20 protein-coding genes are annotated in these 23,554 nt (G+C 72.4%); 8 read left to right on the top strand and 12 right to left on the bottom strand.

The window, feature by feature from the left end:
• Positions 1-1,452 precede the first annotated feature (1,452 nt).
• Positions 1,453-2,178, top strand: coding sequence for an outer membrane protein assembly factor BamB family protein (locus ACZ6TB_RS26240; protein ID WP_465557946.1), 726 nt, complete (start codon positions 1,453-1,455; stop codon positions 2,176-2,178).
• Here ACZ6TB_RS26240 and rlmB read toward each other — a convergent pair.
• The 4 genes from rlmB to ACZ6TB_RS26220 are packed head-to-tail and all read right to left on the bottom strand — an operon-like array spanning position 2,172 to position 9,115.
• Positions 2,172-3,293, bottom strand: a complete 1,122-nt coding sequence (rlmB, locus tag ACZ6TB_RS26235; protein WP_465557944.1) for a 23S rRNA (guanosine(2251)-2'-O)-methyltransferase RlmB — start codon at positions 3,291-3,293, stop codon at positions 2,172-2,174. The two genes, ACZ6TB_RS26240 and rlmB, sit on opposite strands and share 7 nt — an antisense overlap.
• A complete protein-coding gene (gene cysS / locus ACZ6TB_RS26230; protein ID WP_465557942.1) occupies positions 3,293-4,705 on the bottom strand; it encodes a cysteine--tRNA ligase in 1,413 nt (470 codons plus the stop codon). Before cysS ends, rlmB begins: the two co-directional genes overlap by 1 nt.
• A 22-nt stretch (positions 4,706-4,727) precedes the next feature.
• The gene (locus ACZ6TB_RS26225; protein ID WP_465557981.1) at positions 4,728-6,083 is read right to left on the bottom strand and encodes a class II fumarate hydratase; all 1,356 of its coding nucleotides are present in this window, start codon (positions 6,081-6,083) and stop codon (positions 4,728-4,730) included.
• Between the two features lie 38 nt (positions 6,084-6,121).
• Positions 6,122-9,115, bottom strand: a complete 2,994-nt coding sequence (locus tag ACZ6TB_RS26220) for an AfsR/SARP family transcriptional regulator (RefSeq protein WP_465557940.1) — start codon at positions 9,113-9,115, stop codon at positions 6,122-6,124.
• 412 nt (positions 9,116-9,527) lie between these two features.
• Between ACZ6TB_RS26220 and ACZ6TB_RS26215 the strand changes: the two genes are divergently transcribed.
• On the top strand, positions 9,528-10,046 hold the full coding sequence (locus tag ACZ6TB_RS26215) for a hypothetical protein (protein WP_465557939.1): 519 nt from the start codon (positions 9,528-9,530) through the stop codon (positions 10,044-10,046).
• A gap of 2 nt (positions 10,047-10,048) precedes the next feature.
• Here the strand turns inward: ACZ6TB_RS26215 and ACZ6TB_RS26210 are convergent, their stop codons facing one another.
• Complete coding sequence (locus ACZ6TB_RS26210) at positions 10,049-11,200, bottom strand: ROK family protein (RefSeq protein ID WP_465557937.1); 1,152 nt, start codon at positions 11,198-11,200, stop codon at positions 10,049-10,051.
• A 76-nt stretch (positions 11,201-11,276) separates the two neighbouring features.
• Between ACZ6TB_RS26210 and ACZ6TB_RS26205 the strand changes: the two genes are divergently transcribed.
• A complete protein-coding gene (locus tag ACZ6TB_RS26205) occupies positions 11,277-12,485 on the top strand; it encodes an MFS transporter (protein WP_465557935.1) in 1,209 nt (402 codons plus the stop codon).
• Here ACZ6TB_RS26205 and hisC read toward each other — a convergent pair.
• Genes hisC through hppD form a run of 4 tightly spaced genes read right to left on the bottom strand, consistent with a single transcriptional unit; the run spans position 12,482 to position 16,272 of the window.
• A complete protein-coding gene (hisC, locus tag ACZ6TB_RS26200; RefSeq protein ID WP_465557933.1) occupies positions 12,482-13,561 on the bottom strand; it encodes a histidinol-phosphate transaminase in 1,080 nt (359 codons plus the stop codon). The genes ACZ6TB_RS26205 and hisC overlap by 4 nt on opposite strands.
• Positions 13,558-14,517: an RDD family protein gene (locus tag ACZ6TB_RS26195; protein ID WP_465557931.1), complete on the bottom strand. Its 960-nt coding sequence runs from the start codon at positions 14,515-14,517 to the stop codon at positions 13,558-13,560. Before ACZ6TB_RS26195 ends, hisC begins: the two co-directional genes overlap by 4 nt.
• A complete protein-coding gene (locus tag ACZ6TB_RS26190; protein WP_465557929.1) occupies positions 14,514-15,107 on the bottom strand; it encodes an RDD family protein in 594 nt (197 codons plus the stop codon). The genes ACZ6TB_RS26195 and ACZ6TB_RS26190 overlap by 4 nt, the downstream gene beginning before the upstream one ends.
• 10 nt (positions 15,108-15,117) lie before the next feature.
• The gene (gene hppD, locus ACZ6TB_RS26185) at positions 15,118-16,272 is read right to left on the bottom strand and encodes a 4-hydroxyphenylpyruvate dioxygenase (RefSeq protein ID WP_465557927.1); all 1,155 of its coding nucleotides are present in this window, start codon (positions 16,270-16,272) and stop codon (positions 15,118-15,120) included.
• A gap of 88 nt (positions 16,273-16,360) precedes the next feature.
• Between hppD and ACZ6TB_RS26180 the strand changes: the two genes are divergently transcribed.
• From ACZ6TB_RS26180 to ACZ6TB_RS26160, 5 genes are all read left to right on the top strand, one after another.
• On the top strand, positions 16,361-16,879 hold the full coding sequence (locus ACZ6TB_RS26180; RefSeq protein WP_465557925.1) for an Lrp/AsnC family transcriptional regulator: 519 nt from the start codon (positions 16,361-16,363) through the stop codon (positions 16,877-16,879).
• Positions 16,880-16,999: 120 nt separating this feature from the next.
• On the top strand, positions 17,000-18,301 hold the full coding sequence (locus ACZ6TB_RS26175; protein ID WP_465557923.1) for a PQQ-binding-like beta-propeller repeat protein: 1,302 nt from the start codon (positions 17,000-17,002) through the stop codon (positions 18,299-18,301).
• Positions 18,302-18,383: 82 nt separating this feature from the next.
• Positions 18,384-20,051, top strand: a complete 1,668-nt coding sequence (locus ACZ6TB_RS26170; protein WP_465557921.1) for a fumarate hydratase — start codon at positions 18,384-18,386, stop codon at positions 20,049-20,051.
• Positions 19,934-20,575 (top strand): GNAT family N-acetyltransferase, encoded by a 642-nt coding sequence (locus ACZ6TB_RS26165; RefSeq protein ID WP_465557979.1) that lies wholly within the window; start codon positions 19,934-19,936, stop codon positions 20,573-20,575. Before ACZ6TB_RS26170 ends, ACZ6TB_RS26165 begins: the two co-directional genes overlap by 118 nt.
• A 93-nt stretch (positions 20,576-20,668) precedes the next feature.
• A complete protein-coding gene (locus ACZ6TB_RS26160; RefSeq protein ID WP_465557919.1) occupies positions 20,669-21,127 on the top strand; it encodes a hypothetical protein in 459 nt (152 codons plus the stop codon).
• 21 nt (positions 21,128-21,148) lie between these two features.
• On the opposite strand, the gene ACZ6TB_RS26155 is transcribed toward ACZ6TB_RS26160, so the two are convergent.
• From ACZ6TB_RS26155 to ACZ6TB_RS26145, 3 genes are read right to left on the bottom strand one after another with little or no spacing between them, the layout of a single operon-like run.
• Positions 21,149-21,946, bottom strand: coding sequence for an SMP-30/gluconolactonase/LRE family protein (locus ACZ6TB_RS26155; RefSeq protein ID WP_465557917.1), 798 nt, complete (start codon positions 21,944-21,946; stop codon positions 21,149-21,151).
• Positions 21,947-21,959: 13 nt separating this feature from the next.
• A complete protein-coding gene (locus ACZ6TB_RS26150; protein WP_465557915.1) occupies positions 21,960-23,051 on the bottom strand; it encodes an outer membrane protein assembly factor BamB family protein in 1,092 nt (363 codons plus the stop codon).
• Between the two features lie 15 nt (positions 23,052-23,066).
• Positions 23,067-23,525: an SRPBCC family protein gene (locus ACZ6TB_RS26145; protein ID WP_465557913.1), complete on the bottom strand. Its 459-nt coding sequence runs from the start codon at positions 23,523-23,525 to the stop codon at positions 23,067-23,069.
• Between the last annotated feature and the right edge of the window lie 29 nt (positions 23,526-23,554).

Here is a 23,554-nt window from a genome sequence, read left to right as displayed (position 1 = left end):
GCTCCTAGCCCCCCCCCCCGCGGTGCGCGGAGGGAGGGAGCCTCGTTTGGGAAGGGGGGGGTGGGTGGGGGCGCTCCGGACGGGGTCCTCGCCGGAGGCGACCCCATGCCTGCAAAAAGCGCAGGCCGAGCCGGCTCGCATGCCTGCCTGGGGGCCGAGCCCCCAGACCCCACGGTGCGGTGGTTGCGGTGGGGTCTTTGCGCTTCGCGCTCGACTCGCGTCCGCGGGAGGGGTGGGATTCCTGCCCTGAAATTCTTGGAAGAAAATCGTCTGTCTTCCTGATCTGGGCTGGTTCTGCCGCTGTGGATTTGGGGTGGCACCGCGTCTGACTCGCTGCGGTCCCTCGCGCACCGCGGTACCTCCCTTCCGGGGCGGTCTCACCGCCGTCTCGTGGTTGCCTAGGCTTCGTCCGCGGGCCTCTTGGCGACGCCCTCACGCCACGCAACGCCCTCACTCCGCCCAGCGCCATCACCCCACGCCCTCACCCTGCGCGAGCCCTCGCTCCGCGCGAGCCCTCACTTTCGAGCGGCGCCCTCATGCCGCGGTCCTTTGCTCTGCTTACCTATACGCGCAATGGCCGCAGCGGGGTGGAGGCCGGTGGGGTGTCTCGCCCGAGTGCGCGTATAGGTGAGCAGAGCAAAGGACCGCGAGTGGCCACCCTGCGCGTGTGGGTGGCGGAGCGAAGCGGAAGCGGTGGGGGTGCCTCGCCCGAGTGCGCGTGTGGATCCCGCGGCGCCCGCAACCCGCGGCGCTCTCGCCCTGCACTGCGCTCTCGCCCTGCACGGCACCCTCGCCCTGCACGGCGTCCGCAACCCGCGGCGGCCTCGCTCTGCACGGCACCCTCGCCCTCGTGGCGTCCGCACCCCGCGGCGCCCCCGGCATGCGCGGCGCCCCCGGCCTGCGTGGCGCCCCCGGGCTGCGCGGCGTCCCGGGCTGCGCGGCGCCCCGGGCTGCGCGGCGCCCCGGGCTGCGCGGCGCCCCGGGCTGCGCGGCGCCCAGGGCTGCGCGGCACCTTCGCTGTCTGGGGTGGGCCGGGTCTCGTGGTGGGTGGGTGTCGTTGATCTTGGTATGAAGCTTTGGGTTTGGGCGGTTGTGGTGGCTCTTGTGATTTTGCCTACGCCGGCGGCTGCGGCGCCGGGGTCGGACTGGCCTCAGGCCGGGTTCGGGGGTGGCAATACGTACTACAACCCGGATGAAGACCGGCTTGACGGGCGCACGGTGCAGGGCATTCGGGAGCGGTGGTCGATGGGCACGCACTCGGGGTCGCACTGTGCAGTCGGGGGGACGCCGGTGGTGGCGGGTGGGCGGCTCTTCAGCACAGATTCGGGTGGGTTTGGGGCCTTTGATCCGCGATCGGGGAAGAGGCGGTGGCACGTTGAGCTGGGCGACACGACCGTGTGGCGGCTGGGGGTGGCGGACGGGAAAGTGCTCGTTCTGTCGTCTGCCTGCCGGGTGCCTACGGTCTATGAGAGCCGGCTCAGTGCCTATGCGCCGGGCAGCGGGCGGCTGCTCTGGTCGGTGGGGCTGGTCAAGTACAGCTATGACATGCGGGTGGACCGCGGGGTCGTGGCGCTCGACAGCAATCAGGACGGGCTGGCCTCGACGATTGCCTACGGGGTGGCGGACGGGAAGTTCCGGTGGCTTCGCCGTGGGGATCGGGGGGACGGGCTCGTGTCGGCGGGAGGACGGCTGTTGCTGCGGCGGGCCGGCGGCGGGGCGGTGGCGGTGTCGATCAGCGACGGGCGAACACTCTGGTCAACCCCGGCCAACTGGTACGCGGTGGGCAGCGACCCGGCCGGAGCCCGGTTCTATGTGGGCGGCCCGGGGCTGTCGGCGGTCGACGCGGCCACCGGCAAGGTGGTCTGGAGCAGCAAGCTCGAGGCCTCGGCGGTGACCGCGGACGGGCGGCACGTGTACTTCGCCCGCGCGCGCAGCGTGGAATGCCTCGACGCGGCGGACGGGCGGAAGCTGTGGTCGGTGCACCTCAAGGCGGCCGCGGGACGGCCGGTCCGGGCCGGTGGGCTGCTCTACGTGACCGGCGACGCGATCACGGTGGTGGATGCGGCCACCGGAAAGCCCGCGAAGTCGGGGATTCCGGGGATGCGCGACCTGCCGCCCATCGTGGCCGATGGGCGGCTTTTCGTGGCCGACACGGATCGGGTGCGCGCCTACTACTGACCGTACGTGCGGCGGCGCGCCACCTCGGCCAGCGTCACGGCGGCCGCGACGCTGGCGTTCAGGGACTCGACGTCCGACGCCATGGGGATGCTCACGCGCAGGTCGCACGTCTCACCGACGAGACGGGACAGGCCGCGGCCCTCGGAGCCGACCACGACCAGCAGCGGGCCGATGGCGGCCTCCAGCTGGTAGAGGTCGGTCTCGCCGTCGGCGTCGAGGCCGATCGCGGTGAAGCCGGCCTTCTGCGCCGTCTTGATCGCCCTCGTCAGGTTGACCACCTGGGAGACCGGCACGCGGGCCGCGGCGCCGGCGCTCGTGCGCCAGGCCGTGGCGGTGATGCCGGCGGCGCGGCGCTCGGTCATGAAGACGCCCTGGCCGCCGAAGGCCGCCACGGAACGGATCACGGCGCCGACGTTGCGGGGGTCCGTGACGCCGTCGAGGGCGACCAGCAGCGGGGCGGTCTGCTCGAGAGACGCCGCGACCAGGTCGTCGAAGTCCTCGTACGCGAACGGCGGCACCTGGAGCCCGATGCCCTGGTGCAGCACCCCGCCGGTCATCCGGTCGAGCTCGTGCCGCCCGATCTCGAGGATCGGGATGCCCCGGTCGCCGGCGGTGCGGACGATCTCGGCGACCCGCTCGTCGATGTCGATGCCCTGGGCCACGTAGAGAGCCGTGGCCGGGACCGCGGCGCGCAGCGCCTCGACCACCGGGTTGCGCCCGAGCAGCAGCTCCGGCCCTTCCTTGGTGGGGTTGGAGCGCCGGCCGGGCGCCACCCGCGGGCCGGTGCGGAACTGCGCGCCCCGGCCTCGCTGCGGCGTCGGGCGACCGGTGGCCCGGCCGCCACCTCGACCCCAGGTGGTGTCCTTGCTGCCGGGCGTGCCGATCTTGGGTGCACGACCCTCGGCCGCCGCCGCCTTGCGCTCCTTGTCCTGCTTGCGCGCGGTCTTGTCGGGCAGTTTCTCGGTGCCCGAGTAGCCCTTGTGCCAGGGGCGCTCGTCGGCCGGCAGCGTGCGGCCGCGGCCCTTGAGGGTGTCCCGGTTCTTGCCCCCGGACCCCTTGACCGCGCCCTTCTTGGACACGGCCCGTTTGCTTACATTGCGGGAATTACCCGGCATCAGTGCTCTCCTACCGTCCATCGCGGCCCGGCCGGAGTGTCCTCCACCTGAATTCCCGCGTTCTTCAGCTGATCACGTACGGCGTCGGCCGCCGCCCAGTCCTTGCGGGCCCGCGCCTGGGCCCGCTGCTCCAGCGCCAGCTTGACCAACGAGTCGACCACCGGTTTGAGGTCGCTCTTGGTCTCGCCACCGCTCCACGCCGCGTCGAGCGGGTCGAGGCCGAGCACGCCCAGCATCGCCCGCACCGCCGTGAGCGAGCCGCGGATGCCGGTCTCGTCGCCGGACGCCAGCGCGGTGTTGCCCTCGCGGATCGTGTCGTGCACGACCGCCAGCGCGGCCGACGTGTTGAGGTCGTCGTTCATCGCCGCGGCGAACGGGGGCGGCACGTCCTTGGGCCGGCCCGGGCCCACGATCTCGGCCGCCCGCTGCACGAAGCCCTCCATGCGCCGGTAGGCCACCGCGGCCTCGCGCAGCGAGTCGTCGGAGTAGTCGATGCGCGAGCGGTAGTGCGGGCTGGCCAGGTAGTAGCGCAGCTCGACCGGGCGGATGCCCATGTCCTGCACGGCGGCCACGTCGATCACGTTGCCCAGCGACTTGCTCATCTTGGCCTCGCCGAGGTTGAGCATGCCGTTGTGCACCCAGTAGCGCGCGAAGCCGAGCCCGGCCGAGCGGGACTGGGCGATCTCGTTCTCGTGGTGCGGGAACGTCAGGTCGATGCCGCCGCCGTGGATGTCGAACTCGTCGCCGAGGTAGCGCCGGGCCATCGCCGAGCACTCGATGTGCCAGCCCGGCCGGCCGCGGCCCCACGGCGACGGCCAGGACGCGTCCAGCGGCTCGTCGGCCTTGACGCCCTTCCACAGGGCGAAGTCGCGGTAGTCGCGCTTGTCCGGCTCGCCACCGTCGGTCGGCGGGCGCATCTCGTCCGGGTTCTGCCCCGAGAGCGCGCCGTACGCCGCGTAGGACGGGACGTCGAAGTAGACATCGCCGTTCCCGCCCGCGGCCGGGTACGCGTGCCCGAGCTCGATCAGCGCGGCGATCAGCTCGTGCATCTCCGGGATGTGACCGGTCGCCAGCGGCTCGTAGGTCGCCGGCAGCACGTTGAGGTCGCGATAGTTCGCATCGAGGACGAGCTTGTTCGCGTACGCGATCGCCCAGAAGGGCCGCCCGGACGTGTTGGCCTTGTCGAGGATCTTGTCATCGACGTCGGTGACGTTGCGGACGAACGTGACCTCGTGGTTGGTGTGCCGGAGCCATCGCCGCAGCACGTCGTAGTTGACGCCGCCGCGGAGGTGCCCGATGTGGGGCTTCGACTGCACGGTGAGACCACACAGGTAGATCCCGACCTGACCGGGCGTCTTCGGGACGAAGTCCCGGACGGATCGGGTCGCGGTGTCGTACAAGCGGAGCGTCACCGTACAAGGGTAGCGAGCTTGCTCACGGACGGGTCATCCGGAGCACGTCGAGCGCCTCGTCCAGTTGCGCCTCGGTCAGCGTGCCGGACGCCACGTGACCGCGCTCGATCACCACTTCGCGGATCGACCGGTCGGAGGCGAGCGCCGCCTTGGCGATGGCGGCGGCCTCGTCGTACCCCAGGAACCGGTTGAGCGGGGTGACGATCGAGGGCGATCCTTGCGCGTACGCGAGGGCGATGTCGACGTTGGGTTCCAGGCCGGCCACGCAGCGGTCGGCGAGCAGCCGGGCCGCATGCGCCAGGAGACGGATCGACTCCAGCAGGTTGCGGGCCATCACCGGCAGCATGACGTTGAGCTCGAAGTCGCCCTGGGTGCCGGCGAACGCCACGGTCGCGTCGTTGCCGATCACCTGGGCGCAGACCTGGCGGACCGCCTCGGGCACGACCGGGTTCACCTTGCCCGGCATGATCGACGAGCCCGGCTGGAGGTCGGGCAGGCGCAGCTCGCGCAGGCCGGCACGGGGTCCCGAGCCCATCCAGCGGATGTCGTTGACGATCTTGTAGAGGCTCACCGCCACGGCCCGGAGCTGGCCGGACGCCTCGACCAGGCCGTCCCGCGCGCCCTGCGCCTCGAAGTGGTTGCGCGCCTCGGTCAGCGGCAGGCCGGTCGACTCGCGGAGCTTCTCGATCACGGCGGGGGCGAACCCGGGCGGGGTGTTGACGCCGGTGCCCACGGCGGTGCCGCCCAGCGGCAGCTCGGCCAGGCGGGGCAGCGTCCCCTGCAGCCGCTCGATCCCGGCCGCGACCTGGGCCGCGTACCCGGAGAACTCCTGTCCGAGCGTGACCGGCGTCGCGTCCATGAGATGCGTCCGCCCGCTCTTGACCACCTCGGCCCAGGCCTCGGCCTTCTCGCCCAGCGCGAGACGCAGATGGCTCAGCGCCGGGATCAGCTGGGAGACGACGGCCTCGGTGGCGGCCAGGTGGATCGAGGACGGGAAGACGTCGTTGCTCGACTGCGAGGCGTTGACGTGGTCGTTCGGGTGCACCGGCCGGCCCAGCTCGCGCGCGGCCAGGGTGGCGATCACCTCGTTGGCGTTCATGTTCGACGAGGTGCCCGACCCGGTCTGGAAGACGTCGATCGGGAACTGGTCCTCGTAACCCCCGCCGGCGACATGCGCCGCGGCCGTCGCGATCGCCTTGGCGAGATCCTCATCCAGTACGCCGAGGGCGGCATTCACCTGCGCCGCTGCTCCCTTGATGCGGGCCAGGGCGGCGATGTGGGCCGGCTCGAGCCCGCGTCCCGAGATCGGGAAGTTCTCGACCGCGCGCTGCGTCTGCGCCCGCCACAGGGCGTCGGCCGGCACCCGGACCTCGCCCATCGTGTCCCGTTCGACCCGGTAGCCACTCTGCTCGGTAGTCACGACACCATCGTCTCTCGCTCGTGCGCGGCCTGCAGATGATCCGCGCCACCCTCGTCGCCGCGAACTCCCAGCCGGCGCTCGACCTCGGCCAGCTCGGGCGCGCCCAGCTCGGCGAACGTCTCCCGGGCCTGCTCCCAGATCCGCCGGGCCTCGTCCGGGTCGTCGGCGCAGTCCCCGAGCCCGACCCGCGCCTGCGCGACCGGGTAGGGCAGCCGCATCTGGTGCGCGAGCCGCAGCGCCTCCTCGAACATCTCGCGCGCGGCCGCCCGGTCGCCGAGCGCCAGCAGCGTCGTGCCGAACGAGCAGCGGAACCGGGACTCCTGGTGCGGGTCGTGGTTGCTGACCGCGAGCGCGATGGCCTGCCGGTGCCGGACGACCGCCTCCTCGAGCCGGCCCTCGATCCGCAGCATGCGCGCCACCTCGTCCTGCCCGTCGGCGGCGCCGTACGAGTAGCGCACCCGCTCGTAGAGCCGCAGGGCCAGCTCGATCTGCCGCAGCGCCTCGTCGACGTGCAGCACCCCGATCCGGTGCTTGAGCACAGCCAGGTTGAGCAGGCTGTCCACGAGCTGGGTCATGTCGCTGAGCTCGGACTGGGCCAGCAGCCGCAGCCGGTAGTAGCGGATCGCGTCGTCGATGTTGCCGAGGCAGACGCTGCACAGCGCGAGCAGGTTCAGCCGGGTGTTCGACTCGGCCCCGCCGCGCCGGTTCGAGGCGTTCCGCTCGCCGATCAGGACCAGCTCCATCGCCTTGCGCCAGCGCCCGGCCTGGTAGTGCATGCCGGCCAGGTTGCCGAGGCCGATCGAGACGCCGTCCCGGTCGCCGATCTCCTCCCGGATCCGGATGCTCAGCTCGAGCAGCGAGATCGCCTCGTCGACCTCGGCCCGCCGGTAGTGGGCCGAGGCCAGGTAGTTGGCCACGGTGGCGATCGCCCACTGGTCACCGGCCCGCTGGGTGACGGCCAGCGCCGTACGGTAGAGGCTCGCCACGTCGTCGATGTAGCCGCGCGTCCAGAGGTAGCGCCACGCCGCCCGCGGGATCTGCCAGGCGTACTCCGGCCGGCCCGCCGCGATCGCCGCGTCCAGGAACGGCGGCAGGTTGCGCCGCTCGCGCTCGAGCCGGGCCGGCGGATCCTCCAGCGCCTCGAGCAGATCGGGCCGCAGCGGCACCGGCGAGCGCAGGTCGCGCTCGAGGTTCATCCGCACCCCGCCCGCCGTCGTCGCGATCGCCGCGTGCAGCTGCTGGTCGAGCAGCCCGACGATGGCCGTGCTCCGCTGCTCCTCGCCGAGGTCGGCGGCGAGCGCGGCCGCGAACTCGCGCAGCAGGTCGTGCAGCCGGTAGACCTCGGGCTCGGGCTCCTCGACCAGGTGCACGTCGACCAGGTCGTCGAGCGCGTCCCGGGCGTCGTCGATGGGCAGGCCGGTCAGCCCGGCCACGGCCGGCGCGTCGAAGTCGGCGCCCGGGTAGATCCCGAGCAGCCGGAACACCCGCTGCGGAACGGGCGGGAGCTGGCTGTACGAGACGGCGAACGCGTCGGCCACCGACCGGTCCTCGGCCGCGAGCTCGGGCAGCGCTGAGGCGCCGAGCCGGCGCAGCAGGTCGGCGACCCGCCACCGAGGCCGGTGCGCGAGCCGGGCCCCGGCCAGGCGCAGGGCCAGCGGCAGCCCGCCGCAGCGGCGCACCACCTCGAGCGCGGCCTCGGGCTCGGCCTCGATGCGGTCGCCGGCGATCCGGGCCAGCAGCGCCACCGCCTCGGGCTCGGCCAGCACGTCCAGCGACTCGGGGTGCACGCCGTCCAGCCCGGCCAGCCGCCGGCGGCTGGTGACCAGCGCGAGGCTGCCCGGCGCGGTCGGCAGCAGGTCGGCGAGCTGGGCGCTGAACGCCACGTTGTCGAAGAGCACGAGCGCGGCGCGGCGGGACAGCTCGGTGCGCCACAGGCCGACGCGGTCGACCAGCGACGACGGGATCCGCTCCGCGTCGACGCCGAGCTGTCGCAGCAGGACGAGCAGGGCCTCGGCCGGCCCGATCGGCTGCTCGGCGCTGTGCCCGTGCAGGTCGACGAAGAGGTGCGCGTCCGGGTAGCGGTCGCCGACCAGCGCGGCCACGTGCAGCGCCAGGGTCGTCTTGCCGCTGCCGGCCATCCCGTCGATCACGGCGATCACCGGGCACCCCGGCTCGGCGTGGTCGATCGCGCCGACCAGCCGCCGCACCTCGTCGTCTCGTCCGGTGAAGTCGCCGACCGTACGGGGAAGGCACCGCACCCGCGCCGGGCTGGTCTCGATGTCGGGCAGCCGGCCGGTGAGGATCTGCTGATGCAGGTCGCGCAGTTCGCGGCCGGGCTCGATGCCGAGTTCGTCGCGCAGCACCTCGCGGCCCCGGCGGTACTCGGCGAGCGCGTCGGCCTGCCGCCCGGACCGGTAGAGCGCGACCATCAGCTGCCCGCGCAGCCGCTCCCGCAGCGGGAACCGCTCGACCAGCCCGGACAACTCGCCGACCAGCTCGCGCTCGTGGCCGGCGTTCAGCTCGAGGTCGACCCAGTCCTCGATGGCCGCGGCCCGGTGCTCGTCGAGCACGGCCGCGGCGCGCCGCACGGCCGGGCTGTCGAGCTCGACCAGCGCCGGGCCGCGCCACAGGTCGAGCGCCCGGCGCAGCAGCGCGGCGTCCCCGGTGGCGCGGGCCTCGGCCGTCAGCCGGGCGAAGACCCGCGAGTCGAGCTCGTCGGGGCCGACCCGCAGCCGGTAGCCGGCCGGATCGGTGCCGATCGCCTCGGGCGGCAGCACCCGCCGCAGCCGGGAGACGCAGGCCTGGAGCTGGGAGCGGGCGGTCGACGGCGGGTCCTCGCCCCACACGGCGTCGACCAGCTCGCCGAGGCTCACCACCCCGTCCGGGTCGAGCAGCAGCATCGCGAGCACGACCCGGTCGCGGCCGGACGCCACCGCGACCGGCGCGCCGTCCGCGCCGACCGAGAGGGGTCCGAGGATCCGATAACGCAATGTGCTCAGGCTCCGGCCACCGCCGGTAGTGCCCGGTCACGTTCCGCCATGATCGCCACTTGCTGTCCATCGCCGGTGACGGACAGTGGCCCAGAAATGCGGTACCGCAAGGGAGCCACTCCGATCCGTGAATACGCCATCAGAGGGTAGCCGAGTCGGCGATAGCGGATCGACAGCGATCTGATAGTGCGAGACGGCACGATTTGTGGGCGTCGCTCCACCGCGGATGTTCCCAAGGCATCGCCCCAGCGCGGTGGGGCGCCGCACGTGATACGGGGGACATGCAGCCCGCCCGTGTGGTCGCACACGGGCGGGCTGTTCGTATCGCGATGATCACTCTCGGTTGGACGTGGCGGGCGCCGGAACGTAACGTCGGCGGGGTTCGCACGTCCCCGACGAGAAGGATCTCCTCATGCGACGCGCCATCCTGGCCGTGATCGCGGGCGGCGCCATCCTGGCCGTCTCCGCCTGCGACACCGACGCGGATGCCACGCCCGAGGCGGCCGCACCGTCCCGTACGGCGCCCACGGCCGCGGTGAGCACGCCCACCGCCCCCGACTACTCGACCAGCACCGACCTGGTCTGCGGCAAGCTGAAGACCCTCTACACGGTCGAGCTCCGCGCCTTCGGCACGGCGATGGGCAAGATGGTCACCTACAAGGAGGCCAAGCAGACCGCCGACGCCGAGAAGGCCGAGGCCTCCGCGGCCGGCCAGCTCAAGGCGGCGGCCACCAAGATCCGCACCGCGACCGCCGCGGCCGAGGACCCCACCTTCCAGGCCGCCGGCAAGGTCTCCGCGTCGAAGCTGGAGAGCAGCGCCTCCGACCGCCGCTACATGGACAAGGTCAAGACGATGGCCGACCTCAACAAGACCGTCGAGGCCCAGTTCACCGAGTGGCTGACCCCGGTCGCCGGCTACTGCGGCTCGTAACCTCAGGCCAGCAGCGGCAGCAGGCGCGACCAGGCCTCCTCACCGGCGCCGGCGATCGGGCCGTCGTCGCCCAGCGCGGCGGCCAGCACCGGCGGCGGCGCGGCTCGGTGCACCTGCATGAGTCCGGCCCGGTAGGCCTCGTCGATCGCCTCCGGCGCGGCGGCCAGCAGGTCCACGCCGACGCCGCCCAGCGTCACCAGGTCGGCGTCCAGGCCGTTGACCAAGCCCGCGATGCCCCGGCCCAGCGCGGCCGCGACCGTGCGCACCGCCGCTCGCTCGCGGGGGGACGGCGAGGCGATCACCCGGCGGGCGTAACTGACCGGGTCGGGCGGGGCCGGCATGTCCAGCAGGCGGGCCAGGGCCGTGCCGTCGACCGCCGTGCCCCAGCAGCCGTGCGCGCCGCACGGGCAGGGGACGCCGGGGGCGCCGAACGGCATGTGGCCGAACTCGCCACCCGCGCCGCGGGCGCCCAGCAGGACGTTGCCGTGGTCGACCACCGCGCCGCCGAGGCCGCCCTCGATGCGCAGGTGCAGGGCGACCGTGGCGTCGACCGCCGCGCCCCGGCGGGACTCGGCCGAGGCGGCCAGCGTCGCGTCGTTGCCGGCCATGAAGACCGGGGTGAAGCCGGCCATGAAGACGGGGCCGTGACCGATCGCGGAAGCCCCCCGGGAGCCAGGGGCGGGCAACGGGCCGGGCCACAGGGCGGTCAGATCGGCGTCGTGCCAGCCCAGGTGGCTCGCGTCGAGACGCAGATCCGGACTGACCGTGCCGGGCACCGATACGCCCATGGCCCGCAGCCTCCCGGCGTACGGGCGCTGCAATGAAGTGATCGCGGCCGTGACCGCCGCGGTGAGCCCGGCCCACGCCTGGCCCGCGTGTCGGCCCGAGATCGACTGCCGGACCGTGCCGCCGAGCTCGACCACATCGACCCGCCAGGCCTCGTGGGTGATCGCGGCGGCCAGCACGAGCGGGCCCGACGGATGCGGCACCAGCACCGTCGTCGGCCGGCCGCGACTGCCGTTCGGAGCGGCCGGCGCCTCGGCGAGCAGGCCCTGCTGGGTGAGCCGGGCGACGATCTCGGTGGCCGCGCCGGTGCCGACGCCGAGCAGCCGGGCGGCGTCGGCCCGGGTCACCCCGGGGCGCGCGTGTGCCACCCGGAGAAGTTCCGTTGAGCGCGTCGTCACATCCCGTTCCCTTCTTTTACTCGGATCTAGAGCTTAATCTGCGGAAGTGACGTTCAACCGCCCGGCGCTGGCCGTGCTCGGCGCCTCCGCGTTCTGCTTCGTGACCGCCGAGACGCTGCCGGTCGGCCTGCTCCCGCAGATCGCGAACGGCCTGGCCGTCGACGAGGCGGACGTCGGCCTGCTGCTCACCAGCTATGCCGTGGTGGCCGCGGTGAGCACGATCCCGCTGACCGCGCTGACCATGCGGGCGCCGCGGCACGTGCTGATCGCGGTGTGCATGGCGATCTTCGTGCTCTCCCAGGGCGCCGCGGCGTTCGCGCCGAGCTTCCTGGTGCTGGCGCTGACCCGGCTGGTCTGCGCGCTCGCGCACGGCGTCTTCTGGTCGGTGATCGGGCCGATCGCGGCTCGACTCGCCCCGCCGGGACGGGCCGGCCGGGCGACCGCGCTGGTCTTCGTCGGCAACTCGCTGGCGATCGTGGCCGGTGTGCCGGTCGGCACCGCGATCGGGCAGTGGCTGGGCTGGCGGGTGGCGGTCGGCGTGGTCGCCGCGGCGGGCGCGGTCTGCGTGCTGCTGCTGGCCCGGGTGCTGCCGAAGCTCGACCCGCTGCCGCACGACCGGGACACCAGGCTCGGCGCCCAGCTGCGGGCGTCGGTGGCGATCATCCGGGACGGCAAGGTGGCGCTGCTCTGCGTGATCACCGTTCTGCTGGTGATCGGCCACTTCGCGGCGTACACCTACATCGCCCCGCTGGTCCGGCGGGACGGCGGCCTCGAGGGCTTCGGGCTGAGCGCGCTTCTGCTCGGGTACGGCGCGGCCGCCCTGGTCGCCTCCTACACGGTCGGCCACCTGGTGGACCGCCGGCCCGGACCGGCGCTGGCCACCCTGCTCGGGGTGCTGGCCGTCGCGGTCGCCTCGCTCGCGCCGGCGCTCGGGACGGTGCCGACCGTCGTGGCCACCCTGCTCTGGGGCGGGGCGTTCTGCGCCATCCCGGTCTGCCTGGCCTCGACCGTGCTGCGCATCGCGCCCCGGGCCCGGGACGCGGCGTCGGCCGTCTACGTCGTGGCGTTCCAGATCGGCATCGGCGGCGGCGCGCTGGTCGGCGAGCGGATGACCGCGGCCGGCCACCTGGGCGCCCTCCCGCTGCTCGCGGCCGGACTCGCCCTGGTGGCCCTCGTCCTGGTCGTCACCGCCCGGCAGGTCTTCCCCCGCCGGCTGGACGTCGCCGCCGAGGCCGACCTGGCCGGCGTTCATTAGGCGAGCGCGACCTCGGCGGCGGCCAGGAAGACGTCGTTCTCCTCCGGCGTGCCGATCGTGACGCGTACGCCATCGCCCTGGAACGGACGCACGATGACGCCGCGTCCCTCGCAGACCGCACCGAACGCCGCCGCCTTGTCGCCCAGCGGCAGCCAGACGAAGTTGGCCTGGCTCTCCGGCACGTCCGCGTGCAGCTTGCGCAGCGCCTCGGTGACCCGGGCCCGCTCCGAGACGACCAGCGAGCAGCGGCGCTTCACCTCGTCCTCCTGGGCGAGCGCGGCCAGCGCGGCGGCCTGGGCGACGAGGCTGGTCGAGAACGGGGTGAGCACCTTGCGGATCGCGGCGGCCACCTCGGGCTGCGCGACCAGGAAGCCCATCCGCAGGCCGGCCAGGCCCCAGGCCTTCGACATCGTCCGCAGAACCACAACATTCGGGCGATTCGCGTACGTCTCGATGGCGTCCGGCACGTCGGGATCGGTGACCATCTCCCGGTACGCCTCATCGAGCACCACGAGCACGTCGGAGGGCACTTCGGCGAGGAACCGGTCGAGCTCGGCCTTGCGCACGGCGGTGCCGGTCGGGTTGTTCGGGTTGCAGACGATCACGAGCCGGGTGCGGTCGGTGATCGCGTCGGCCATCGCCGGCAGGTCGTGCCCGTGGTCGCCGGTGTTCGGCACGCGCACGCTGGTCGCCCCCGCGCCGGCCGAGATGATCGGGTACGCCTCGAACGAGCGCCACGAGTAGACGATCTCGTCGCCCGGCAGGCAGGTCGCCTTGACCAGGATCTCGGCCAGCGCCACCGAGCCGCAGCCGGTGACGATCCGGTCGGCGGCGACGCCGTACCGCTCGGCCAGCGCGTCGCGCAGCGCCACCACGCCCATGTCGGGGTAGCGGTGCACGGACAGCATCGCCTCGGTCGCCGCCTCGACCACGCCGGGCAGCGGGCCGTACGGCACCTCGTTGCTGGCGAGCTTGATCGCCTCGGCGATGCCGAGCTCGCGGGTCAGATCGGCGAGATTGCGACCCGGGACGTACGCCGGGAGGCTGTCCAGGTCGGCACGAGTCAGGCGGGTCATTGTGGTCCTTGTCCGGAAGAGGAACGGGAAGCGTCGACCGGTTGCCGGTCGTGGGGCGGCAGCGCGATCACGACCGTACGAGCCGTCTTGTCGTGCAGCGCCTGCCGCAGTTGCTGGTCGAGCGTCGGCGAGAGCGAGTCGATGAACTGGAAGATCAGGCCGACGCCGCAGCAGCCCCAGGCCGGGGTCCACAGGCCGAGCCGGGCCCACCGGCCGAACGCCCGGCCGAAGCCGAGCGGCTCGGTGTTCTCCAGCGCGACCACCTTGATCCGCATGATCCGCTTGCCCAGCGTCTGCCCGCTGCCCGCGATCGCCGGCGCCTCGTAGACCAGCCACAACAGCGTCGCCACGATCAGCATGGCCCAGATCAGGCCGTCCGCGCGGCCGTCCGGCTGGGGCACGTCGAGCGCGTTGCCGCCGCTCGCCATCTGGTCGACGACGGCCCGGTAGAAGGGCACGTACTCCTTGATGACCTGGTAGCCGAAGTAGCCGTTCACCACGATGTTGAGCAGCAGCACGATCACGATGTCGATCAGCCGGGCGACCAGCCGCGGGCCGAGCCCGGCCAGCGCGAAGCCGTGCGGGCGGGCCTCGGCCATCGGGAAGGCGGCGGCCCGGCTCATGGCGGCCGACGCCTGCTGCCAGGGTGGCGGCTGCTGCCACCCGGCCGGCGGCGGCTTTTGCTGCCAGCCCGGGGGCGGCTGCCACCCCGGCGGCGGCGGGGGCATCGGACCCCATCCCGCCGGGGCCGTCGGCGGCTGTTGCGGCGCGGGCGCGACCGGGTTGGCCGGGGTGGCCGCCGGTTCCGGCTCCGGCTCCTCCTCGACCGGCGGCGGGCCGTCGGGCGGAACCGCGTCGGCCGCAATGGCCTTGCCGACCCAGCCCTCGCCGTCCCAGTAGCGCTGGGTGGAGGTGTCGGCCGGGTCCTTGTACCAGCCGGCGGGCAACGAGCTCATGCGGAAACCTTAACCACCACCGTGTCGGCGGCCTTGTCGTGCAGGGTCTGCTGGAACGGCTTGTCCCACAGCTGCCATAGCCCGTCGAGCAGGTTGAAGGCCGGGACGAAGCTGCCCGCCACGTACTCGACGAGGTACCGCTTGGTCGCCATCCCGCGGGTCAGCGTGCGGCGCGGGTCGAGCGGCACGACCCGGATCTTCATGAGCCGCTTGCCCAGGGTCTGTCCGGTCCGGTGCATGTACTCCACCGCGTACAGGTAGTAGAGGATCATCGAGAACACCAGGACGGCCAGGTCGAGCAGCAGGAACGGCAGGAAGAACGTCGTGAACGGGTTGATGTCGGCCTCGTAGGCGTAGTCGTCCGGGAACCGCGAGATCACCCAGATGAATCCCGGCACCATGACGATCAGCACGACGATCGAGAGCAACACCATGTCGATCACGTACGCCGCCAGGCGCAGGCCGAAGTCGGCAAGCGGCACGCCGGCCGGGCTCATCGGCGGTGGCGGCGGCCCGGGCCAGTAGTAGTAGCCGGGAGGCGGCACCGCCGGGTGTCCCGGCGGTGGCCCATACCCAGGTGCTTGCGTCACGCGGACAGTGTTACAGGTTTCCGCGAAGCTCCTGCTCCCGCTCGATGGCCTCGAACAGCGCCTTGAAGTTGCCCTTGCCGAAGCCCAGCGACCCGTGCCGCTCGATCAGCTCGAAGAAGACCGTCGGGCGGTCCTGCACCGGCTTCGTGAAGATCTGGAGCAGGTAGCCGTCCTCGTCCCGGTCGACCAGGATCTTGCGCTTCTTGAGCTCCTCGATCGGCACCCGCACGGTGCCGATCCGGGCGCGCAGCTCGGGGTCGTCGTAGTACGAGTCCGGGGTCTCCAGGAACTCGCAGCCGGCCGCGACCATGGCGTCGACGCTGGCCAGGATGTCGTTGGTGGCGATCGCGACGTGCTGGGCGCCGGGGCCGTCGTAGAACTCGAGGTACTCGTCGATCTGCGACTTGCGCTTCGAGACGGCCGGCTCGTTGAGCGGGAACTTCACCTTGCGGGTGCCGTCGGCGACGACCTTGCTCATCAGCGCCGAGTAGTCGGTGGCGATGTCGTCGCCGATGAACTCGGCCATGTTGGTGAAGCCCATGACCCGGCCGTAGAACTCGACCCACTCGTCCATCTTGCCGAGCTCGACGTTGCCGACCACGTGGTCGACGGCCTGGAAGTAGCGCTTGGGCTGGAGGCCGGCCTCGATCGCGGCCGTACGGTCGATGATCGGCCGGTGGGTGACGAAGCCGGGCATGAAGGGTCCGTCGTAGCCGGAGCGGTCGACCAGCGAGTGGATGGTGTCGCCGTAGGTGGCGATCGCCGCGATCCGGATCGTGCCGTGCTCGTCCTTGACGTCGTGCGGCTCGGTGACCCCGCGCGCGCCCGCGTTGATCGCATGCAGGTAGGCGGCGTCGACGTCGGGCACCTCGAGCGCGATGTCGTAGATGCCGTCGCTGTGCTTGGCGACGTGCTCGGCGCCCGGCGCGCCGGCGTGCACGGCGCCCGTGATCACGAACCGGGCCGAGCCGCTGACCAGCACGTATTCGGCGTGGTCGCGATAGCCCTGCTCGGGGCCGCGGTAGGCGACACAGGTCATGCCGAACGCGGTCGAGTAGTAGTGGGCCGCCTGCTTCGCGTTGCCCACGAGGAACTGCAGGTAGTCGACGCCCTTGACGGGGAAGACGTCGGCTTGCTTGGTCGCGTGCTCCATCATCTGCGTCATGTGCAGAGGCTGCCCGCGCTTCCAGTAGTGGGCAACAGTTGAGTTTTCGGCTGGTCACTCTGCGCAACTCGTACGGTAGGTTGCCAGGATGACTATGCAATCTGTCCAGCTTGACGGCCTCGACGCAAGGCTCGTCGCGCTGTTGCGGGAGGAGCCGCGGATCGGGGTGCTCGAGCTCTCCCGGCGGCTGGCCGTCGCGCGCGGGACGGTGCAGGCCCGGCTGGACAAGCTGATCGCGCGGGGCGCGATCAAGGGCTTCGGGCCCGAGGTCATCCCGGAGGCGATCGGTTTCGGGGTGATGAGCTTCGTGACGCTGGAGATCAGCCAGCGGTACGGCCACACGGCCGTCGCCGAGCACCTGGCCGACATCCCCGAGGTCCTCGAGGCCCACACGATCACCGGCAGCGGCGACGTGCTCTGCCGGATCGTGGCCCGGTCGAACGCCGATCTCCAGCGGGTGATCGACCAGATCGTCGGCTACGAGGGAATCGTCCGCGCCTCGACCATCATCGCGCTGGCCGAGCTGATCCCTTATCGCACGTTGCCCCTGGTCCGCGCCGCATCCGTTGTCCTCCCGACCCCACCCCGTTCGGGTGGGGCCCAGTAGAGCAGTCGCCTCTGACATTTTTCGGTCGTCGTCCACAGGGCGGCTTCCCGGGCATAAGCGATCGACACGGACATATCGAGATCCATCGCGCGGGTGATTGACGTCGTTAGCCTCTCGCCCATGGCGTCGGGTGGCAGTGCGTGGCGAGGCTATGCGCTGGCCATCATCGTTCTGCTGGTCGTGCTGGCCACCACGCACGTCTTCAACCCGTGGCCCCAGGTGTGGACCTGGATCAACACGAGCGGGCCGATCGCCGAGGGCGCCTCCCAGTGGCAGCAGACCATCGGCGGCAGCCCGCAGAGCGTCACGATCGTCAACGACGCGGTCCTGGTCGAGTACCGGACGTCGGTCGAGGCGTACGGGCTGGGCGCCGCCGTCAAGCTCTGGAGCAGCGACGCCGACTGGGCCGCGGTCGCCGGGGAGGGCTCCGACGCCGTGGTGGTGACCGGCCGCCTGCTCAAGCACGGCTACCAGGTGCTCGACCCGCGCAGCGGCGCCGTCCGCCGGTCCGACACCGAGGCCAGTGCGGTCTGGACCTACCGCACCGGCATCATCGACCTGCGCTGCGGCAAGGGCAGCGACTGCGAGCTGACCGCCTGGGACACCAAGGGCAACGTGCGCTGGCGGGTCGGCACCGGCGGGATCGGCTTCGTGCTCGACGCCGCCAACCCCGACCTGCCCGACACCAACCCGCTGACCTCGGGCGGGATCGACGACGACGTGGCCGGCCCGCGGCCGATGCCGGCCCTGCTCGGCCTGCCCGACGACGGGAAGGTCCGGGTGATCGACACGGCCACCGGCAAGCTCGTGCAGACCGCTCAGCCAGGCTCGGGACAGCGGGTCGCGGTGGCCGGCGGCCGGGTGCTCACGGTGACCGCCACGTCCGCCGACGGCACCTGCTACTTCGGCGTGGTGGCGACCGATCCGCCCGGCGGCGGCACGGTCTGGCAGCGGGACGGTCTCAACCTGCGGACGGCCGGCAACGGGTCGAGCTGCAAGCAGGACCGCGACCCGGCCGGCGGCGAGGACGTGGTGCTCGGCGTCGACCCGGTCGGCCGGCAGGAGCTGATCGCGGCCCACGACGGGCGGGTGCTGTGGCACGGCGCCAAGGGCGAGGAGGTGGTCGCGGTCAACGACAGCTTCGCCGTGGTGCGCGGCGCCGACAAGAGCAGCCTGCGCGGATTGTCGCTGGCCAGCGGTCGTACGACCTGGTCACGGGCGGCCGGAGCGAACGCTTCGGCGGCTCTCACCCCGTACGCCGCGATTATTGCCACCGACAAGCCGGACCGGGTCGTCGCGCTCTCGCCGTCCTCCGGCCGCCCGATGGCCGAGGCGCGGACGAGTGCCAAGATTTTCGCGACCGGGCCGGGCGGAATGATCGCGGTCGACGGCCGCGACATGGCCTACCTGCCCTTTAAATGAAAGAACCGGTGACCGAACTGGTATCGGGCCACGACGGGAGCGGTTCGCGCGCCGGGCCGCGGCTGTCCTAGGCTTGCCCGTCATGAGCAGAGGCGCCGCATTCTCGTACTCGCCGCTGTTGCCGATCGGCGACGACCTGACCGAGTACCGTCTGGTCACCGACGAGGGCGTGGACGTGGTGCACGGTCCGGGGGGCCGGCGGTTCCTGACCATCGACTCGGCCGTGATGACCCAGCTCACCGCCGAGGCGATGCACGACATCGCGCACTTCCTGCGGCCCGCGCACCTCTCCCAGCTGCGCTCGATCATCGACGACCCCAAGGCGTCGCCGAACGACCGATTCGTGGCGCTCGATCTGCTGCGCAACGCGAACATCGCGGCCGGCGGCGTGCTGCCGATGTGCCAGGACACGGGCACCGCGATCGTGATGGGCAAGCGCGGCCGGCACGTGCTGACCGACGGGCTCGACGAGGAGGCCATCGCCAAGGGCGTCTATCAGGCGTACACCCGGCTGAACCTGCGCTACTCGCAGCTCGCGCCGCTCACCATGTGGGACGAGCGCAACACGGGGTCCAACCTGCCGGCCCAGATCGAACTCTACGCCGAGGACCCGGGCGGCCAGCCCGACGCGTACAAGTTCCTGTTCATGGCCAAGGGCGGCGGCTCGGCCAACAAGTCGTACCTCTACCAGGAGACCAAGGCGCTGCTGAACCCGGCGCGGATGATGGAGTTCCTGGACGAGAAGCTCCGTCTGATCGGCACCTCGGCCTGCCCGCCGTACCACCTGGCCGTCGTCATCGGCGGCACCAGCGCCGAGTACGCGCTGAAGACGGCGAAACTGGCCAGCGCCAAGTACCTGGACAACCTGCCCCGGCACGGCACGATGTCGGCGCACGGCTTCCGCGACGTCGAGCTCGAGGCCGCGGTGCTCGAGCTGACCCGCGACTTCGGCATCGGCGCGCAGTTCGGCGGGCGTTACTTCTGCCATGACGTACGCGTGATCCGGCTGCCCCGGCATGGCGCCTCCTGTCCGGTGGCGATCGCCGTCTCCTGCTCGGCCGACCGCCAGGCGCTCGCGAAGATCACCCCGTCCGGCGTCTGGCTCGAGCGCCTCGAGACCGACCCGGCCCGCTTCCTGCCCGACGTCGAGCTCGACGAGGGCCCGGTCGTCCAGGTCGACCTCAACCGCCCGATGGCCGAGATCCGCGCCGAGCTCGCGCAGTACCCGGTGAAGACCCGCCTGTCCCTCTCCGGCCCGCTGGTGGTCGCCCGCGACATCGCCCACGCGAAGATCGCCGAGCGCCTGGCGGCCGGCGAGCCGATGCCGCAGTACCTGCGCGACCACGCGGTCTACTACGCCGGCCCGGCCAAGACCCCCGAGGGGTACGCGTCGGGCTCGTTCGGCCCGACCACGGCCGGCCGGATGGACGCCTACGTCGAGCAGTTCCAGGCGGCCGGCGGTTCCCTGATCATGCTGGCCAAGGGCAACCGCTCGGCCCAGGTGACCCGGGCGTGCCAGACCCACGGCGGCTTCTACCTCGGCTCGATCGGCGGCCCCGCCGCCCGGCTGGCCCAGGACTGCATCCGCCACGTCGAGGTCCTGGAGTACCCCGAGCTGGGCATGGAAGCCGTCTGGAAGATCGAGGTGGAAAACTTCCCGGCGTTCATCGTGGTCGACGACAAGGGCAACGACTTCTTCGCCGAGGTCACGAAGCCCAACCCGGTCCTGCGCATCGGCGCCCGCCCCTGACCTCCCCGATCCGCACCGCGCGCCTGCTCCTGACGCCGGTCGGCCCGCATGACGTAGAGGACCTGCTTCTCCTGTACGGCGATCCGCTCGTCGCCTTCTGGACCGGCCCCTGGACCAGAGAGTCGGTGACGGCGTGGGCCGCGGGCATGGCCGACCGCTGGTCGACGGACGGCGTCGCCAAGTGGATGGCGCGGGCGGCCGAGGACGGCTCGCTGGTGGGTCGAGGCGGCTTCACCCGAATCCGGCTGGACGGCTCGGACGTGCTGGAGCTGGGGTGGGCCGTACGGGACGCGCTCACCGGCCGTGGCTACGCGACCGAGCTGGGTCGGGCGGCTCTGGAGTGGGCCCGGGAGCACCATCCGGAGTTGCCGGTGGTGGCGTTCACCGAGGTCCACAACCGCGCGTCCCGAGCCGTGATGGAACGCCTGGGCATGCGCTCGGCCGGCATCATCCGGCGGCCGGGGCTGGTCGAGGGCCGGGATGGCATCCAGCCGGACGCGCAGTTCGCCCTGTACCGCCGCTGACCCGAGCGTCGACAGCTTCCTCGAGGCACGGCTGTCGCAATGGCTACTCTCGGTGCGGTTCCGCCACGTATTGATGTCCATTAGCGTCGGGTCATGGCCGGGCGTCGGTCGTCGGGAGTCGCGGAGCGGGCGACCGTCGGCATCGTGCTCGTCATCGTGGCCGCCCTACTGTGGATTTCCGATGAGCGGAGCCTGGCGGTGTTCGTCGTGCTCGGCCTGTTCGTTCCCTATCTCGCCGTGATCGCGCCGTTCCGATGCGGCGGATACACCCGCGCACGACGGGCATGCCGGCTCATTGGCAACGGATGGCTGATCGGGTGCCAGTATCACCGTTTCGCGCGGCTGAGCCGTGTTTTCGGCCGCGATCGCGACCGCGCCGCGGCCCGGTACCAGGATCCAGGCCGGCCGGTCCAAGCGTCCGCGTCGGCGGGTCTGCCCGGTCGGCGGCAGGCCGGGGAGCCGAGCTGGCCACGCGGCTTCGACCTTCTCTCGCTGGCGATCAGCGTCAGCAGCATGATCGCCGGTTGGCTCGCACTATGGATCGGCCCCTGACCGCGGTCTTGACCGGCGCCTCTAGGCGAGATCGATGGCGAAGAGACGGCCGGTCGGGGTGGCGAACATGCCGGCCGGGTCGGTGTAGTCGGCGGTCACGGCATAGAGCGTCGACCCGTCCGGGGTCAGGGCGCAGTCGAAAGCGCCGTCCGGGAGGGGGACGGTGGCCAGGATCTCGCCGCCCTCGCGGACCAGGCGGCAGTGGCGGTTGGGGACGCTGGCGTACCAGACCGCGCCCGACGGGTCCACACAGATGCCGTCGGGGGCCGAGCCTGGCACCTCGGCCCAGACTCGGCGGTTGGTGAGGGTGCCGTCGGCGGCGATGTCGAAAGCGGTCAACCGGTTCGCGTGGGACTCGGCGACGATCAGTGTGCCGTCGTCCGGGGTCACGGCCATGCCGTTGGGGAACTCGAGGCCGTCGGCGACCTGGCGGGCCTTGCCGTCGGGCGTCACCACGGCGATCAGGCCGGGCCGCGGGGCGCCACCGGGGAAGGCGTAGCCGATGTTGTTGACGAAGGCGTTGCCGCGGGAGTCGGTGGCGATGTCGTTCCACGGGTGGGCGCCGTCGATGGCCGACAGATCGTACGAGTCGGACCCGGAGCGCAGCCGCGCGGCGGGGCCGTCGAGCACGACCAGCTCGTCGCCGACCCAGTCGATGCAGAACGGCAGGCCCTCGTTGCGGGCCACCACCGTGGGCCCGTCGTCGTCGAGGCGGATCACCTCGCCCGCGCCCCAGTCGCAGAACCAGAGGCGGCCGTCGTGCCAGCGCACCGACTCGCCCATCAAGATCCCGGTCAGCACCAGCCTCGGATCCGCCATTCGCCCACAGTAGTCAGAGCGCGGCGACGATGACCGGCACGGTGGTCTCGAAATCGGCGGAACCAAGCCGCTCGAGGGCGAGGTAGCGGCCCGTCACCTGCCAGCGGCCCGGGTTCCAGCGACGGCCCTCGTAGTCGTACTCCAGCGGGAACTGGTGGCCGCCGACGGTTAGGGTGCGGGTGGCGTCGAGCAGCACGGCACGGCCCGCCGACGTGCCGAGGACGAGGGTGCCGGGCGGGTAGGACCCCACGATCTGGCCGGCGGGCGAGACCGCGTGCAGGCCGGCGCCGTCGGGATAGAAGACCAGGCCGGCCGCGACGGTGCTGCCGGGACGGTCCAGGGCGGTGGCGCGGACCGGGGTCGGGGCGGTGGTGATCCAGCCGTGCCCGGCGCCGTCGCGCAGGCCCGCGCAGGCCGAGGACGCGACGTCGCAGGCGACCGGCTGGTACGGCCCGGCGGGGAACCCGGCGATCGGCGCGCCGGTGGCGGCGTCGTGGACGGCGGACGGGCAGACGACCTGGCCGGCGGTCGTGGTGAAGGCCTCGCCGCAGGGGCCGGTCCAGCGGCGGGTTCCGGTGCTCACGTCGTACGCCGCAATCGTCCCGCCCCGCGTGACCAGCACGCTCGGCCCGGCCACATGCAGGCCCGCCGGCTGCCAGACCGCCTCCGACGACGTGCGGGTGACCGTGAAGGCCGGCGCCGCGGGCCCGGCGGCGCGCCACATGATCGTGCCGGTCCGCCCGTCGAGGGCCACGAGATCGCCGTCCGACCAGCGGCTCACCACCGTGTCGCCGGCCGCCACCACCCCGGAGAGCCGCGCGGGCCAGCGCCGGAACGACCAGATCGCCGTGTACAGGGTTTTCGCGGAGACCGGCGCGTCGGCCCGCACCTGCCGCGCGCCGGCGTAGACCCGGATGGTGTCGCCGACGATCAGGGGCGCCGGACCGATCTGCGCGGTCGGCCCGGGCGCGTGCGCCGCGACGGTGGGGTAGGGCGGCTTGCCCGAGGCGAGCACCTCGGCCGGCCCCAGCACCCGCCAGCCGACGGCCCCGGCGGCCAGAGCCACGACGAGCGCCACCAGCGATCGCAGCAGCACCCGGGACACAGCACCGAGACTATGTCAGGCGGCCGCCGCCAGATCGTCGAGGTCGCGACGCAGGGCGCCCTCGGCGGTGCCGGCCGCGAGACCGCCGAAGATCAGCGCGAGGAACCGGCCGGCCGGCGCGGTGGCGTTGCCGTCCTGGACCACGGTGACCATCGTGCCGCCGCGATGGCGGCCGGCCACGATCGGGACGAACGAGTAGGTCATCCGGTAGTCGGCGCCGATGCCGGGCGAGGTGACCACGAACCGCTCGGGAATCACGCACTCGAGGACGCGGAACTCCTCGGTGACCTCGCCGCCGTCGGCCATCCGCCGGGTCTCGCGCCAGGCCGTGCCCGCGCCGAACGGATCCGGGCCGAGCACCTCGACGGCGGTGACGGCGGACAGCCGGTCGCGCCGCCGGGCCAGGTCGGTGAACACGTGCCAGACCACGGCGACGGGCGCCTCGATCAAGCGTGTCACCGCGACCGTCGACATAGCGTGACCTCCCGCGTACACGCTACGAG

The organism is Actinoplanes sp. NPDC051537, from assembly GCF_055586105.1.
The sequence above is the reverse complement of the archived record's forward strand: the minus strand, read 5'-3'. Positions and strand labels throughout refer to the sequence as shown.